Below are 14,829 nucleotides of genomic sequence, written 5' to 3'. Positions count from 1 at the left end.
GGTTTTCACATGAAAAAGGCTGTATCCGTCATTTTAACGTTATCATTATTTTTGTTAACCGCCTGTTCGCTTGAGCCTCCCCAATGGGCAAAGCCGTCAAACTCGGGGAACAAAAAGGAATTCACCATTGGCTTGTCCGTATCAACACTTAATAATCCTTTTTTTGTCTCATTAAAAAAGGGTATCGAAAAAGAAGCTAAAAAACGGGGAATGAAAGTCATCATTGTTGATGCACAAAATGATTCATCGAAACAGACGAGTGACGTGGAAGATTTAATTCAGCAAGGTGTTGATGCATTATTAATCAACCCGACTGATTCTTCGGCGATCTCAACGGCAGTAGAATCTGCAAACGCAGTCGGTGTGCCCGTCGTAACAATCGATCGATCTGCCGAACAAGGAAAAGTTGAAACCCTCGTTGCTTCCGATAATGTAAAAGGCGGTGAAATGGCCGCGGTGTTTATTGCCGACAAACTTGGAAAAGGAGCAAAGGTGGCAGAGCTTGAAGGCGTCCCCGGCGCATCTGCCACACGGGAACGCGGCTCAGGATTCCATAACATCGCAGACCAAAAACTCCAAGTTGTCACAAAACAATCAGCTGACTTTGACCGCACGAAAGGCCTGACTGTCATGGAAAACCTGCTGCAGGGACATCCTGATATCCAAGCTGTTTTTGCTCACAACGATGAAATGGCGCTCGGTGCTCTCGAGGCAATTAACAGCTCGGGGAAAGACATATTGGTGATTGGTTTTGACGGCAATAAAGATGCGCTCGCTTCCATTAAAGACGGAAAGCTGTCAGCCACCGTAGCTCAGCAGCCTGAATTAATCGGTAAATTGGCTACAGAAGCAGCAGATGATATTTTGCACGGAAAAAAAGTGCAAAAAACAATATCCGCGCCTCTCAAACTAGAAACACAAAAATAATTGTCTGATGTTTAGGAACCTGCGATAACGTGAATAGAGATATAGAATGAATTATTTCTCTTACGTGAGGAGAGGAACGGCATGAACAAACCAACAAAACTATTTTCAACATTAGCACTTGCGGCTGGAATGACTGCGGCGGCTGCTGGCGGCGCTGGAACGATCCATGCTCAACAGCCAGAAACAACGGTAAGCATTGATGATTTATACAGTTATCCGATTGATTCTTATTTGGTATCAGCAGAGGCTCTAAATGTCAGAACGAAGCCTTCCGCATCAAGCCAGAAAGCCGATACGCTGCACCTAGGAGATAGCTTAAAGCTGATTTCCTTCTCAAATGCTGACTGGGCAAAGGTTCAGTATAAAAACGGAAAAATAGGACTTGTCTCCACTCATTACATTGTAAAAGCAGCGACAACGGTAAAAACCAAAACAAAAACAAAAGTATATACTTCCGCTGATGGAAAGAGCATTAAGACTCTTCCAGCAGACACAAGCGTTTCTTTTTTAGGCTGGAGTAAAACGAATAAAGGCGGTTTTGATTTTGATTGGGTATTCGTTGATATCGGCGGTGCGACAGGTTATATGAAAACAAAGGATTTACACATGACAAAATAACTGAGAGGGATTCCGCATTTATGCGGAATCCCTTTTATTATGAATTGATTTGTCACATTCCCAAGATATTTCTCAGGAAATATTGTCGTATGCTGTGTCGAAACCTTACATGATCATCGACATTTTTGTTCACGCTAAAAAGCGGAGGTGTAAATATGGATCAATTTGAAGCAGCATATGAATCGTATAAAGCCCGGCAAACAACTGTCGATCAAGAAAATGTTCCATCTGGAAAAGAAGAAATTATTGCGGTTAGAAGAAATGAGGAAGACAATATTATCGCAGTGAAAACCAATACAGGAAGAGAGCTCGACTACCCTACTGCGCTGTCAGAAGCAAAATCAGGAAAACTCGCTCATGTTGATGTCTTCCATAAATACGGGCGTGACATTTTGCGAAGTGAACCGGACGGCATCAAGGAAAATAACCTGTCTGAGCTGCCGGATTTTTAAACAAATACAGCCCTGCCGTATGTTGGACAGGGCTGTATTTTAAACAAAAGGCTGCTGGATGTATTCGGCTAACCGTTTTGCACTGTGAGAAATATCCTCTGCAGCTGCATAATTCACGCCATAGAACACATATGGAGGCAGATACTTCATGCCGATCAGATTACTCGTGGCCTGAAATGGTTTCAATAGCTCACTGATCGAGTAATGATTTGCTCCGCCCGCTTGATATTTTTCCGCTTCGCTCCCTGTTGATACAGCCAGCATCAGCTCCTTGCCATGCAAGGCATTTCCTTCTGAACCAAAAGCCCAGCCGTAAGTCAGCACAAGATCCTGCCATTTTTTCAAGAGCGGCGGAGAGCTGTACCAATATAGCGGGAATTGAAAGACAATCCGATCGTATTCCTCGCACAGCTGCTGTTCCTTCGCAACATCTATTTCTTCATCCGGGTATTCCTTATAAAGATCCCGTACTGTGATATTGTCATGTTTACTCAATTCCTCAGCCCACGCCTTATTGACAACTGAGGTCTCCATATGAGGATGAACTGCCAAAACCAATATTTTCATCAGACCACACCTTTACTGTTTTGATGTTATTTTAACTAAAATCAGGAAAAGAGCCAAATAAAAAGAAAGCCCTGCTAAAAGGGGCTTTCTTTTTTTCTTTTATTCAGGACTTCCTTCAGTTGTTTCGATATCTTTCGCAAAATCAGGATTATCCAGATTCGCATTAAAGAAATCCGCTGTGTTCGGAAGTCTGAGATTCATGTTCATTTTTTGAGAAATCGTAACCGTGCAATCCTCAAGCACATAGTCAAAAACGTGTCCGCCTGAATTGCGTCCTTCGTCAATGAAGTGCAGGTGATAGCCTGAAACGGCGATTCCGTTTGCATAAGCTGGTGTCAAGAAACCTACGATTGTTCCTCTCACGTTGTCGAAGTTGAAAATCGGCTGTGTTTTGACCGCTTCAACCATTGGCACGTAAGGTTTTTCTTGAAGTTCTACCGTTCTTGTCTGCACCTTTTTAAACAATCCGTCAATACGAATTGCATAAAATAAGTTTCTGCTTGGCAGCATGCTGTTGATCTCTTTTTCAAAGTCTTCGCGTGTCATTTTCGCATCAATTTTGTGCGTCATGTCCGGTGTAAAGAACGTAAATGAACAGAACGGTGAACGGTCTCCTTTTTGGACCGGTGTCGCGGTTCCGTCTGAGCGAAGACGGTAAAATTCGCCGTCAAACCCAATCAGCTCTCCGTCAAGCTTGTTAAAGGTTCCGATACCGAAGTCTCCATATTTCGGAATCTCTGACAGTTCAAAATCTCCGTCATATACTCCGTCTAATAGAGAAGTCATTGTTGATACTTGATAAATCTGGCTCACAGGCTGGTCTTTTTGACCGCGGCTGAGCACTTGAATGTTGCTTTCTCGTTTCATATTTCCCTTCACTCCTTTTATTTAGTGCTGTTCATAAAACAGTGTCGTGATGCGCAGAGTGCTAGAGAGCTTTCGTTTTCATGAGTTCCCCGAATTCTTTCGGAAGCTTGTCACTTGCTAAATTAATGTTATCACTGTAGTCAACCGGGACATCGATGATGACAGGACCTTCAGCGTTCATGCCTTGACGCAGAACATCTGCCAGCTGGTCTGGTGATTCCACGCGCAAGCCAGTTGCTCCGAAGCTTTCCGCATATTTTACGATATCGATATTTCCGAAATCGACCGCAGATGTACGGTTATATTTTTTCAATTGCTGGAATGCAACCATGTCATATGTGCTGTCGTTCCATACAATGTGTACAATTGGTGCTTTTAGTCGAACTGCTGTCTCTAATTCCATTGCTGAGAATAAGAAACCGCCGTCACCAGAGACAGAAACCACTTTTTCTCCCGGTTTCACCAATGAAGCGCCGATTGCCCAAGGAAGCGCAACGCCGAGTGTTTGCATACCGTTACTGATCATTAATGTTAACGGCTCGTAGCTGCGGAAATAACGTGACATCCAAATGGCGTGCGAACCGATATCGCAAGTTACTGTAACATGATCATCGACTACATTACGCAACTCTTTAACGATTTCAAGAGGGTGCGCTCTGTCTGATTTCCAATCTGCAGGCACCTGCTCACCTTCATGCATATATTGTTTTAAATCAGAAAGAATTTTCTGCTCACGCTCTGCAAATTCCACTTTCACAGCATCGTGTTCGATATGATTAATCGTGGACGGAATGTCACCGATCAATTCAAGATCAGGCTGGTAAGCATGATCAATGTCAGCGATAATCTCGTCTAAATGGATAATTGTCCGGTCTCCATTGACATTCCAGAATTTCGGATCATATTCAATCGGGTCATAGCCGATCGTCAGAACAACATCTGCCTGCTCTAGCAGTAAATCGCCAGGCTGGTTGCGGAACAAACCGATACGGCCAAAATACTGATCCTCTAAATCTCTAGAAAGGGTACCGGCAGCTTGATATGTTTCAACAAATGGAAGCTGAACCTTTTTCAAAAGCTTGCGAACCGCTTTAATTGCTTCCGGTCTTCCGCCTTTCATGCCGACCAAAACGACAGGAAGTTTTGCTGTTTGGATTTTTGCTATGGCCGCACTGATTGCATCATCTGCTGCAGGACCGAGTTTTGGCGCTGCAACAGCACGCACGTTTTTCGTATTTGTGACTTCATTCACAACATCTTGCGGAAAGCTCACAAAAGCGGCCCCAGCCTGCCCTGCTGACGCTATCCTAAACGCATTTGTAACAGCCTCCGGTATATTTTTTACATCTTGAACTTCTACACTGTATTTTGTAATCGGCTGGAATAGCGCCGCATTATCCAAAGATTGATGTGTCCGTTTTAAACGATCTGCACGGATCACGTTTCCAGCAAGCGCAACGACAGGGTCTCCTTCAGTGTTCGCTGTCAACAGGCCTGTTGCCAAGTTAGAGGCACCCGGTCCTGATGTGACTAACACGACTCCCGGTTTTCCAGTTAAACGGCCGACTGCTTGGGCCATGAATGCTGCGTTTTGTTCGTGCCGAGCAACGATAATTTCAGGTCCTTTATCTTGTAAAGCGTCAAATACCGCATCAATTTTTGCACCTGGAATGCCAAATACATGTGTGACACCTTGCTCCACTAAGCAATCAACAACAAGCTCCGCCCCTCTGTTTTTCACAAGGGATTTTTGTTCTTTTGTTGCTTTTGTCAACACCCTCACTCCTTATTATGCATTTTAAACGTAAAATTTTAAATATCTTGTGATAAGTTTCACTATACACTCTTTGGAAATTGACCTCCAATATCGATTCGCCTTATGATTAATATGTAATACGAATTATTAACCTATGGAAAGGAATGCATATTGAATGGAGCTTCGCCATCTTCAATACTTTATCGCAGTAGCCGAAGAGCTTCATTTCGGAAAGGCTGCCCGGCGGCTGAACATGACGCAGCCTCCTCTCAGCCAGCAGATCAAACAGCTGGAGGAAGAAGTCGGAGTTACGCTTCTGAAAAGGACAAAACGATTTGTCGAGCTTACCGCAGCAGGAGAAATCTTTTTAAATCATTGCCGCATGGCCTTGATGCAAATCGGACAAGGAATTGAACTGGCACAGCGGACGGCCCGCGGCGAGCAAGGCCTTCTCGTAATCGGTTTTGTCGGATCAGCTACATATGAATTTCTGCCGCCGATTGTCCGGGAATATCGTAAAAAATTCCCATCTGTGAAAATAGAACTGCGTGAAATATCCTCGTCTAGGCAGCAAGAGGAGCTACTAAAGGGCAACATTGATATTGGTATACTTCATCCTCCCTTACAGCATACAGCTTTACATATCGAAACCGCCCAAAGCAGCCCTTGTGTTTTAGCTTTGCCTAAGCAACACCCATTGACTTCTAAGGAATCAATTACGATTGAGGATTTAAGAGATGAACCAATTATTACTGTTGCTAAAGAAGCATGGCCTACTCTATACATGGATTTTATTCAGTTCTGTGAACAAGCGGGCTTCAGACCCAACATTGTCCAGGAAGCCACAGAATATCAAATGGTGATTGGTTTAGTCAGTGCCGGAATTGGTATGACATTTGTTCCTTCCTCAGCCAAAAAATTATTTAATTTGGATGTTACTTATCGAAAAATGGACCAAATACAGCTTAATGCCGAATGGGTTATCGCTTACCGCAAAGACAATCATAATCCGCTTATAAAGCATTTTATTCATATTTCAAATTGTCAGCAGACAAGAACTAAAGAGAGTGATGCAGGTACATGAACGATACTTGCAATCTCTTTTTTCTTTTGGGATTCTTATGGAAATTTTATTAATTTAATATAATCGCTTAGTACAACTTCATATCAGTATACGTATACATACAGTACAAATAGTTGGCAAGGACATTAGTAAGCGCAGGACATTAGTTTGATTTTAAAAATGAAAGATAGAGAGGTGAAGTAAATTATTGAGTTCACCGGCATATTCACATTGCTCGCTTTTTTCGTAACAATGATTTTTATTTTCTGGAGACCAAAAGGACTAAATGAAGCTATCCCCGCCACATTTGGCGCTTTAATGGTTTTATTGTGCGGAAGTGTGTCATTGGCAGACTTAGGGGAAATCGGAACAAAAGTCACGGGTGCATCGGTTACAATCCTTGCCACTATGATTATGGCCATTGCACTAGAAAGCTTTGGTTTCTTTTATTGGGTGGCTGCAAAACTGCTCCAACAATCCAAGGGTTCAGGCATCAAGCTTTTTTGGCTAACCAATTTGCTCTGCTTTCTCATGACCATTTTCCTGAATAATGATGGGAGCATTTTGATCACAACTCCAATCCTTTTGCTTGTACTAAAATATTTAGGTTTAAAAAAACATCAAAAAACCCCATATTTATTAAGCGGTGTTTTAATAGCCACAGCCTCTAGCGCACCGATTGGCGTAAGTAATATTGTTAATTTAATTTCTCTCAAAATCATTGGAATGGATCTATATCTTCACACTGCCATGATGTTTGTCCCTAGTATGATGGGACTCATTTTTATGACTTGTCTACTGTTTATGTTCTTTTATAAACGTCTTCCCAAGAACCTGCCAGATATACCGAGCCATTTTCAGTCTCTGCGGCATAGAAGGTACCATCCTCTTCATTCGCCATCAGCTCCTTTACCAGAACGAAATCAAACAAAAATCATGTTGTTTGTGCTTGCATTTGTTTTTCTCGTCAGAATGAGTCTATTTGCAGCATCATATACCGGTATTTCTGTTCCTCTAGTCGCTGTCATCGGATCTTTTATCCTGTTGAGCTGGAGATGGATTTATTTCAAAACCTCCCCAAGAGACTTGTTATATAAATCGCCTTGGCACATTTTTATATTCGCTTTTACTATGTATGTCTTAATTTATGGTCTGCATAATATTGGATTCACTGAGTTACTTGTGAATTATTTTGAACCTGTCGTTTCTGGAAGCCTCGCCCACGCAACTTTCGCATCAGGTATCTCTACTTCAGTTTTTTCTAATCTCTTTAACAACCATCCAGCTTTAATGATCAGTACTTTTACCTTAACTGAAATGACCCTGAATCCTTCAACAACAAAAATCATCTACTTGGCAAATATTATCGGCAGTGATATCGGTTCATTATTATTACCTATGGGAACCTTAGCAACGCTTATTTGGATGCATATATTAAAACAGCATGATGAAAGTATTTCATGGGGCGAATATATAAAAACGACCATTATCATCATTCCGCTGACTGTTCTTTTTACGTTAACATGTTTATATTTTTGGATCAGTTGGTTATTTCTTTAGTACAGTATGAAACGAAAAACTGCCTTCTGCTATTCAAGAGGGCAGTTTTGCATACACTAGGGAAGATGCATTGTCTTTAGATGATTTAACTTCCAAATGATTGGCTCTCCATTTGCGTTAATAAGCTCAATGATATTATTAGAGACATCCTTTAATAGACCAACTTTTTCTGGCACCTCTCCCATATCAAATATGACCAATTCACCAATATTTTTTTTGATCTGCTCCTCAAAATTACGCACAAGAGGAACTTTGGAAGGCACGACAGGCAATTGTGAGTTGTCAAGAGTGTACGGTGTTTGTTCAGTTGAATAAGGGGTAAACCATTTTAAATGATGCATAGATATAAAAAGTATTTTAAATACAGGTGAGAAAAATACAATATAATCGTTTAAAACATTTGTAACATACCCATGGATCGATCGACCCCCAGTTACATAAACTTCAATAAACTGGCCTTTGACCTTGTTTAATGTATTTCTATATGAAAAAGCTTGAGTTTCTGCCTCTATCATTGGATCTTCCGGATTGATCAAAAATGGCTTCTCAGTACTGGTCATTATTTTCGCCTTTTTCATTTGATGAAGATGCAACAAGGGAATATAAAGATAATTGCAGCCATCAAAAATAACAAAAATATCCTGTCCGATATCTATGAGGGTGCCGACAAACCTTGTATCTCCTGAAATGACAACCTCAACATCTGTGTTAAGGAATTGATTCAAACCTTTCACGATTCTCCTCCTTTAACTGAAAAAGGGCATCACTTAATCTGATGCTCCTCCATTATCTATTAAAATTTACGTTTCCAGTGATAGTCTATCGTTCTGACAATCGTTTCATAGCTATAATCTTCCTTTTGTTTTCCTGAACTTTTTATTGAACTTGAATAACCTGGTGATCTTGATGATTGATAATCTGAAGATCTTGGTGATCGTTTAGATGATTTTGATGAACTCTTTGAACCTGATGAGCTGTATGATTTTGATGATTGATAATCTGATGATCTTGGCGATCGTTTAGATGATTTTGATGAACTTTTTGAACGTGACGAACAGCCAGATTTGGATGATTGATAATCCGAAGATTTTAGTGATCGTTTAGATGATTTTGATGAACTTTTTGAACGTGACGAACGACCAGATTTGGATGATTGATAATCTGAAGATTTTAGTGATCGTTTAGATGATTTTGATGAGCTATATGATTTTGATGAGCTATATGATTTTGATGAAATGAACGAATTGCTGTCCTTATCATTATTGTCTTCCTGGCTTTGTTCATTCTTTTGATCCTCTTTTTTGTACGACCCTTTTGGGCCTAAGCTGATGCTTTTTATGTGATAAGAATAGATGCGAAGCACCTCTTGATTTTTCACTATAGTATAATGGCCGTCGGCATTATCTACAAGGATACCCTCAATGGCTTCCGGACCTCCACGATTAATTGAAACCCATTTATGAGTCAGACTCTTAAAAACCTCGCTTAAATCATCAGCTTCCAAGACACCTGATGGCGTCTGTCCTTCTATTTTCAAATCTGGCTCATGTTTACTTATACTCTTTATGTGATGGATATTAAAATACACTACCCCATCCTCATTTGTGTTTAACGCAGCGTAATCATCTCCCAGCCAGACCAATCTTCCTTTTTTAGATTCCGGACCCCCTTGATTAAATTGAACTGATTGGTTCATGAATTGTCCGATTAAGCTATGAAAATCGTCAGCGTCGGGCATTTCCTCAGTCTCAATTGCTGTGGTGCTATTATTGGTATCCTCAGTAATACTTTTCACATGATCCAACTGATAATAAATTATTTTTTTTTCAGCTTGTAAAGCAATATAATCTGATTTTACAGCAGTTAATTTTCCTTTTTTAGATTCCGGACCTCCACGATATACAGTAACAATTTTATCTTTCATTGAATGCAAAAAGTTATAATAAGATATTTCATCATTTGAATGATACTTCATTCTCCTTTTGCTCATTCAAGTTCCTCCTAGTCACTTATACATAGATGATAAACATATTGCATATATACGTGTCACGTTTATTTGTTGAACTAATTCAATAGCCTAATTGTCGCTTTTTCAGCAGAATACCTATTTTCACACATTCATAAAATACTTAAATTATTTTTGAGGTATTGTGAACGGTTTTTAATATATTCACAAATCACATCCGGCTCGCGGTCAAAACGCTCAACATCATTCTTTTTGTATGGGTCCATCAAGATAAAAGGCCTAATCCGCTCATACATCGCCATGATTTTCGGTTCCATATATTCTATCGTAAAAAGAGATTGGAGCGTTTTTTCTAACAGGCGCTTGTAGGACTTGCGAAACTCGGATTCATCCAATATCCGGGCGGTTAGTGTATTAAATCCTTGAATTCTTACATAATCGGCAGCCATCCGCTCTCCATGGATATCCCTGCCCCAGGTCGCATCATAATCCCAAGGAATCACCTCAAATAATCCGGTTTCCCCGCTTCTGTATAATGCGTAGTTGTGGACAAACCCGTCATAGTTCGAGGTGAATACAATACCGGCAAGCCAGCGCAAATACTTATCGACATCCACGTGTTTTGTCACTTCTGACTTAAACTGAGCTTTAGGGACAGTATTAATTTTAAAAATCATATCCTGTAAATAAAAATCATCTTCCACAGTCCCTGTCTTCTTTTCATATCCAAGCTCCAGCGACGTCTTCGTTTCCTTTTCCAAATCGCTCATCAGAGAAAAATTAGCATCATCATCCACCGCGTAAAAAATCGCGCCATCAGCCAGCTTCCTTTTCGCCAAATAATATTCATCTACGGATTCAAGTTCAAGATAAACCCCTTCATTCTTCCCGTTCACCTTTACAAACACAAACTCTGCCTTTGGAGACAGTGTCCCTAGCTCCGAGAAAAAATCCAGAGACAATTTGTTTCTCATCAAGGAAGGGTCTTTATACTCCGCATTTAAGTGAATCTCTCGCGCGCCGCGGAATGTTTTCGGCTGATAAAAGGAAATATGGTATGACTTCTTTTTGAAGTCTCTGATATGTGATCCCCGATAAGCGATATCAATATCCAGCCTTTTTTGATTTACCTTCATCACAGCTGGCACCGGATCATCGTCCCATATATCCTTTTTTAATTCACGCAAATCTTTTGGATGAACAAACAGCTGATAAAGCGGTAAATTGGATTGATTCTTCATCCATAATCCTCCTTACAAATATTAGGCTTTTATTTTTATAAGATCTCAGCGGAACACTTATACACTTTTTAAAACCGCGCGTACTATGAGGGTAGTAAGGATCTTCATCCTTAACATCATTTTTAAAAGGAGGATTTCAAATTGGGCCACTATTCCCATTCTGACATCAAAGAAGCGGTGAAATCCGCAAAAAAAGAAGGTTTAAAGGATTATTTATACCAAGAGCCTCATGGAAAAAAACGCAGTCATAAAAAGTCGCACCGCACTCACAAAAAATCTCGCAGCCATAAAAAATCATACTGCTCTCACAAAAAATCTCGCAGTCACAAAAAATCATTCTGTTCTCACAAAAAATCTCGCAGCCACAAAAAATCATACTGCTCTCACAAGAAATCACGCAGCCACAAAAAATCGTACCGTTCTCACAAAAAATCTCGCAGCTATAAAAAATCTTGCCGTTCTTACAAAAAATCTCGCAGCTATAAAAAATCTTGCCGTTCTTACAAAAAATCTCGCAGCTACAAAAAATCTTGCCGTTCTTACAAAAAATCTCGCAGCTATAAGAAGTCATGCCGTACACACAAAAAATCTTATCGTTCCCATAAGAAATACTACAAAAAACCGCACCACCACTGCGACGACTACAAAAGACACGATGATTATGACAGCAAAAAAGAATACTGGAAAGACGGCAATTGCTGGGTAGTCAAAAAGAAATACAAATAATCTAAGTTTTCATTGTTTCAATAGGCTGCCGGCGGAGGTACGGAAGCCTATTTTTTTATTTGCCCTGTATTAGATATATGTCATGACATAACATATGCAACCCGCATCATTTGGTTTCCTTTAAACCATTTCGTTATAATCAAGGTATCCTAACGATAAAGGCGGTTGTTGCTATGTACATATTTCAAGCTGATCAGCTTAGTGCCAAAGACACATACAAGCTATTGTCAGGTACCGTTATTCCCCGCCCCATTGCATTTGTGACAACACTTTCTTCAGAAGGAGCGGTCAATGCCGCGCCTTTCAGTTTTTATAACGTCGTCAGCTCAGATCCTCCGCTTCTCAGTATTTCTGTTAACAGGACGGAAGGACGCCAAAAAGATACAGCGCGAAACGCAGTGGAGAACGGAGAATTTGTCGTTCATGTCAGTGATGAAGCCATCATTGAAGATATCAATGAAACAGCTGCAAGCTTAAGGCCGGATGAAAGCGAGCTTACACGCACCTCGCTTCATCCTGTTGAAAGCAAAGCTGTTTCAGTTCCCGGCATTAAGGAAGCCCGCATTCGCTTTGAGTGCAAATTAGAGCGGCATATTACCTTTGACAATGATCAAGGCATCACTACAGCAGATCTGCTCATCGGAAGAGTTGTCTGCTTCCACCTAGATGAAAAGGTGTATGATGCAGAAAAGGGATATATTTTAACGGATGAATTAAAGCCTGCCTCACGATTGGCGGGAAATCACTATGCCAAGCTGGGGGAAGAATTCACACTGATTCGTCCCAGCTGAAGAGAAGGACTATTTAAATAGAAGAAACTAGTCAAAAAGACCTTATGATTACAAAATGTCGCCTGTAAATAACTGAAAAAATATCAAAAAAAAGAACACCCAGAGTAAGCTCGGGGTGTTCTTTTATGAAACGTTTTTCCTTTTTCTTCGTATAAAGGTAGATGAGGAGGAATTGGAATGACAAACTTTTGGATTTTAATGCTGATCGCTATTACCATCAGTCTCGCCTCTCAATTTTTTATAAAGAAAAAATACGGTATTGATAAATCCGGCTGGCGATATAAGCATGTCAGCAATACACACAAATGGATCGAAATCACTTTACTTATTTTGTTTGTGGTTTCACTCTCCTTTTTTCCAGTTGAATATTTGCTTCTTTTATTTTTTATTGTGATTGACTCAATACGAATTTTTATGGAGTGGCATTATAGACCTGAAGATAAACAGTATATGTACCACATTGTAGAGGTCTCCCTCATGTTTATGCTTTTGATTTATATTTGTACCCTATAGTTATTTAAATCCCCACAGCCGCTCCGTCTCCCCGAGGATCGGCTCCGCCTTGGAGAAAGCCTTCTTCATCAACTTTGATTGCAGCCGCGTGTCCCATCAGCGGATCATAGTCACCGACAACCTCCACGAGATGCCCGCTGTCTTTCAGTTTTTGGATTGTTTTGTCTGTGAATCTGCCCTCGACTCTGAGACCTTCGTATTCCTCTCCCCACGTTCTGCCCCATACCCAGCGCGGTTCGCTGATTGCCTGTTGTGGATGCATTTCGTAGTCCAGCATTCGGGTAATGATGGCCGTCTGGGTCTGCGGCTGGCCTTCGCCGCCTTGTGTGCCGTACAGAATTTTTGGCTTTCCGCCTTTACAGACCATAGCCGGCATCAGCGTATGGAAGGTGCGCTTTCTCGGTTCAAGCGTGTTGACATGATTTTCATCCAGTGAGAAAAATGATCCGCGGTTTTGCAGTAATATGCCTGTATCACCGGCAGTGACTACCGAGCCAAATTCAAAGTACAGGCTTTGAATGAATGACACTGCGTTGCCATCCGCATCGATTACGGCCGCATATGCCGTATCACTTCCCACCGGCCTGCTTTCTGCCGGTTCTGCCAGATAGCCGATTTCTCCCGCCAATCGTTTCGCATAATTTTTATCTAAAAGCCTTTCAAGCGGAATGTCAGCAAACGCAGGGTCAGTCAAAAAGGCATTCCGATCTACAAAACTCTTTTTCAACGCCTCCACAAGCACATGATAATACTCAAATGAACCGTGCTCGATTTGTGTGAAATCATAGTTTTCCAAAATGTTCAGTGTTAATAAACCGGTAAATCCCTGAGAATTCGGCGGCGCCTGATACACACTGTATCCTCGATAATCACTTGATACAGGCGCTGCCCACTCACCCCGATGCGCTTTAAAATCATCGATTGTCATGTAACTGCCGTTATTTTGTAAATGTGAGACAATCCGCTGAGCGAGATCTCCTTCATAAAATGCGCTTCTTCCTTTTTCAGCAATCAAGTTCAGACTGTCTGCAAGCTCTTTTTGCACAAACCGCTCTCCCGGGACAGGTGCTTTGCCCCTTCTCGTGAAGATGTCAGCCGTGTAAGGCGTGGAAGCCAGCAATTCAATATTCTTTTCTGTGTGACGACACTGATCAGCTGATACAGGAAACCCATTTTGGGCATAATCGCGTGCGGGCTCCAATACATCTGCAAGAGACAGACGCCCGTACTCCTTCAGGACCGCATCCCAGCTATCAACCATTCCCGGCACGGTAATGGCACTGTCAATCCCCCGCAGCGGAATCGCGCTTTTTCCCTTATATACATCTCTCGTTACGTTTTTTCCTGAACGGCCGCTGCCATTGTAGACTTTTACTGCCTTTGTTTCCTGGTGAAAGGTCAGCCAAAAGGAATCCCCGCCAAGTCCGGTCATATGCGGGTACACAACCGCAAGACAAGCACTCACCGCAACAGCGGCGTCAAACGCGTTGCCTCCCTTATCCAGTATAAGGTTTCCGGCTTGAGAAGCGAGGTAATGCGGACTGACGACCATTTGCTTTGTACCGATGACAGATTTGTTCATCACAAGTCCCCTTTTTTAAGAAATTTTCTTCAGTATAGGGAGCCTGATTTTTCACATCTACTGATCCGGCAGAAAAACTGACGAACTTTCTTCTTTTCGCAAATAATAAGATATTTTCGCATTCATTTCGAAAACAAATGAAAAATTATTATTTCGATACGTAACTTTTATGATAAAATGATTGCTAAAAGGCTACGAAA

Annotated in this window: 15 protein-coding genes; 8 read left to right on the top strand and 7 right to left on the bottom strand. The window is 41.2% G+C overall.

Features of this window, described 5'->3' with window-relative positions; translation table 11 throughout:
* Positions 1–9 precede the first annotated feature (9 nt).
* The 3 genes from rbsB to NYE22_RS02515 all read left to right on the top strand — a co-directional run bounded on the left by rbsB (position 10) and on the right by NYE22_RS02515 (position 1,997).
* The gene (gene rbsB / locus NYE22_RS02525) at positions 10–927 is read left to right on the top strand and encodes a ribose ABC transporter substrate-binding protein RbsB (protein ID WP_161986312.1); all 918 of its coding nucleotides are present in this window, start codon (positions 10–12) and stop codon (positions 925–927) included.
* Positions 928–1,008: 81 nt separating this feature from the next.
* A complete protein-coding gene (locus NYE22_RS02520; protein ID WP_342412272.1) occupies positions 1,009–1,545 on the top strand; it encodes an SH3 domain-containing protein in 537 nt (178 codons plus the stop codon).
* 155 nt (positions 1,546–1,700) lie between these two features.
* Complete coding sequence (locus tag NYE22_RS02515) at positions 1,701–1,997, top strand: DUF3892 domain-containing protein (protein ID WP_003227867.1); 297 nt, start codon at positions 1,701–1,703, stop codon at positions 1,995–1,997.
* Between the two features lie 39 nt (positions 1,998–2,036).
* On the opposite strand, the gene NYE22_RS02510 is transcribed toward NYE22_RS02515, so the two are convergent.
* The 3 genes from NYE22_RS02510 to alsS form a co-directional block, all read right to left on the bottom strand.
* On the bottom strand, positions 2,037–2,564 hold the full coding sequence (locus NYE22_RS02510) for an NAD(P)H-dependent oxidoreductase (protein ID WP_015714827.1): 528 nt from the start codon (positions 2,562–2,564) through the stop codon (positions 2,037–2,039).
* A 99-nt stretch (positions 2,565–2,663) separates the two neighbouring features.
* Positions 2,664–3,431, bottom strand: a complete 768-nt coding sequence (gene budA / locus NYE22_RS02505) for an acetolactate decarboxylase (protein ID WP_024572687.1) — start codon at positions 3,429–3,431, stop codon at positions 2,664–2,666.
* A 61-nt stretch (positions 3,432–3,492) separates the two neighbouring features.
* The gene (gene alsS, locus NYE22_RS02500; protein ID WP_072173802.1) at positions 3,493–5,205 is read right to left on the bottom strand and encodes an acetolactate synthase AlsS; all 1,713 of its coding nucleotides are present in this window, start codon (positions 5,203–5,205) and stop codon (positions 3,493–3,495) included.
* Positions 5,206–5,362: 157 nt separating this feature from the next.
* On the opposite strand from alsS, the gene alsR reads away from it, so the two are divergent.
* Positions 5,363–6,271 (top strand): acetoin biosynthesis transcriptional regulator AlsR, encoded by a 909-nt coding sequence (alsR, locus tag NYE22_RS02495; protein ID WP_003227859.1) that lies wholly within the window; start codon positions 5,363–5,365, stop codon positions 6,269–6,271.
* A gap of 210 nt (positions 6,272–6,481) precedes the next feature.
* Positions 6,482–7,810, top strand: coding sequence for an arsenic transporter (locus NYE22_RS02490; RefSeq protein ID WP_077670997.1), 1,329 nt, complete (start codon positions 6,482–6,484; stop codon positions 7,808–7,810).
* Between the two features lie 56 nt (positions 7,811–7,866).
* On the opposite strand, the gene NYE22_RS02485 is transcribed toward NYE22_RS02490, so the two are convergent.
* From NYE22_RS02485 to cotH, 3 genes are all read right to left on the bottom strand, one after another.
* Complete coding sequence (locus NYE22_RS02485; protein WP_064671505.1) at positions 7,867–8,544, bottom strand: DUF2642 domain-containing protein; 678 nt, start codon at positions 8,542–8,544, stop codon at positions 7,867–7,869.
* 59 nt (positions 8,545–8,603) lie between these two features.
* Positions 8,604–9,800: a hypothetical protein gene (locus NYE22_RS02480; RefSeq protein WP_064671504.1), complete on the bottom strand. Its 1,197-nt coding sequence runs from the start codon at positions 9,798–9,800 to the stop codon at positions 8,604–8,606.
* A gap of 128 nt (positions 9,801–9,928) precedes the next feature.
* A complete protein-coding gene (gene cotH / locus NYE22_RS02475; RefSeq protein WP_014478176.1) occupies positions 9,929–11,017 on the bottom strand; it encodes a spore coat protein CotH in 1,089 nt (362 codons plus the stop codon).
* 141 nt (positions 11,018–11,158) lie between these two features.
* On the opposite strand from cotH, the gene cotG reads away from it, so the two are divergent.
* The 3 genes from cotG to NYE22_RS02460 all read left to right on the top strand — a co-directional run bounded on the left by cotG (position 11,159) and on the right by NYE22_RS02460 (position 13,047).
* Positions 11,159–11,743: a spore coat protein CotG gene (gene cotG, locus NYE22_RS02470; protein WP_080478428.1), complete on the top strand. Its 585-nt coding sequence runs from the start codon at positions 11,159–11,161 to the stop codon at positions 11,741–11,743.
* A 173-nt stretch (positions 11,744–11,916) separates the two neighbouring features.
* A complete protein-coding gene (locus tag NYE22_RS02465) occupies positions 11,917–12,534 on the top strand; it encodes a flavin reductase family protein (protein ID WP_070547914.1) in 618 nt (205 codons plus the stop codon).
* A 177-nt stretch (positions 12,535–12,711) separates the two neighbouring features.
* Entirely contained in the window at positions 12,712–13,047 is a 336-nt protein-coding gene (locus tag NYE22_RS02460; RefSeq protein ID WP_046160935.1) for a DUF4181 domain-containing protein, read from the top strand.
* 4 nt (positions 13,048–13,051) lie between these two features.
* On the opposite strand, the gene ggt is transcribed toward NYE22_RS02460, so the two are convergent.
* Positions 13,052–14,629, bottom strand: a complete 1,578-nt coding sequence (ggt, locus tag NYE22_RS02455) for a gamma-glutamyltransferase (protein ID WP_101501541.1) — start codon at positions 14,627–14,629, stop codon at positions 13,052–13,054.
* Between the last annotated feature and the right edge of the window lie 200 nt (positions 14,630–14,829).

This window comes from Bacillus sp. FSL K6-1560, assembly GCF_038592935.1.
GTDB classification, from domain to species: Bacteria; Bacillota; Bacilli; order Bacillales; family Bacillaceae; genus Bacillus; species Bacillus subtilis.
Note: the sequence above shows the minus strand (reverse complement) of the source record. Positions and strands in the feature narration are given on the sequence as shown.